The organism is Streptomyces sparsus (assembly GCF_054776295.1).
In genome coordinates this window covers 1-1,230 of record NZ_BAAHCA010001207.1, presented here as the reverse complement: position 1 = coordinate 1,230, position 1,230 = coordinate 1, and the positions used below count along the sequence as shown (strand labels likewise).

Genomic DNA, 1,230 nt, shown 5'->3' with positions numbered 1-1,230 from the left:
GATCGCGGGCGCCAGCGGGCGGCCCGAGCCCGCGGCCGCCAGCACCAGGCGGGACAGCTCGCGGTGTGCGGGCTCGGCGGGTGCCGCCTTCTCCAACGAGAGCAGGCTCTCCTCCACCAGCGCGTCGATCTTGTCCTCCACGGCGTCCAGCGCGCCGAGCACCGTCACCACCTCCCGGTAGCGCTCCAGGCCCTCCTCGGTCAGGTCCCGGTCGCCCGAGGACGTGCGCAGCACGCCGAGGGCCGCCCTGTCGCCGGACTGCCGGGCCAACTCCTCGGCCACCGCCACCAGATACGTCACTTTGCCATCCCGTACGTCGTCACCCGACGGTTTGCCCGTCCGGTCCGGATCGCCGAACACGCCCAGCACGTCGTCCCGCAGTTGGAATGCGAGGCCCACACTTCGGGCGGCCGACTCCAGGTCGTCGCGCATGGCCGGCGGGGCGCCGCCCAGTGCCGCGCCCAGGCCCAGCGGCCGTTCGACCGTGTACGCCGCGCTCTTGAGGTACGCCACGCGCAGTGCGCGTTCGGCGCACACCTCCCGGGCCGCCTGCGTACGCACGTCCAGGTACTGGCCGGCGACCATCTCCAGGCGCATCGCCCGCCACAGCGCCCGGACCTCGCGGGCGACCGGGGCGGGCAGCACGGTGTCGGCGACGACCTCGGCGGGAATCACCGGCAGGCTCTGCTCGGAGAGCATCTCGCGCAGCGGATCGATGATCCGCGACTCGGCGAAACCCGGGCAGACCGCGTTGAACCGGACGCCCTCGGAGGCCAGCGCCGGCCCCAGCGAGCGGGTGAGGCCGACCACGGCGTGCTTGTTCGCCGCGTACAGCGGATCGAGCGGCACCGCGGTCAGACCGGCCAGGGACGCCGTCGCGATGATCGCGCCGCCGCCGCGTGCCCGGATCGCGGGCAGCGCCGCGTGGGCGCCGAAGACGACGCCGTCGAGGTTGGCGCCCATGGCACGGCGGTAGCGGGCCAGGTCGAAGTCGTCACCGACACCGCAGCCCGTCGACACCCCGGCGTTGAGCACCGCGATGTCGACACCGCCGCAGCGCTCCACGGCGAAGTCCACCAGCGCGCGGTTGGCGTCGAGATCGGAGACGTCGCAGGTACGGAAGTGGCCGCCGACGCGGTCGGCCACCTCCTGGCCGCCGGCCGCGTCGAGGTCGGCCACGACGAGCTCAGCACCCGCGGCGGCCAGCGTGAGCGCGGTGGCGCGGCCCAG

General features: G+C 74.4%; 1 protein-coding gene. It reads right to left on the bottom strand.

Annotated features, from left to right (window positions below; genetic code table 11):
* Window positions 1–1,230, bottom strand: a 1,230-nt coding sequence (locus ACYVE9_RS27435; protein WP_461030590.1) for an SDR family oxidoreductase, incomplete at both ends; no start/stop codon positions are given.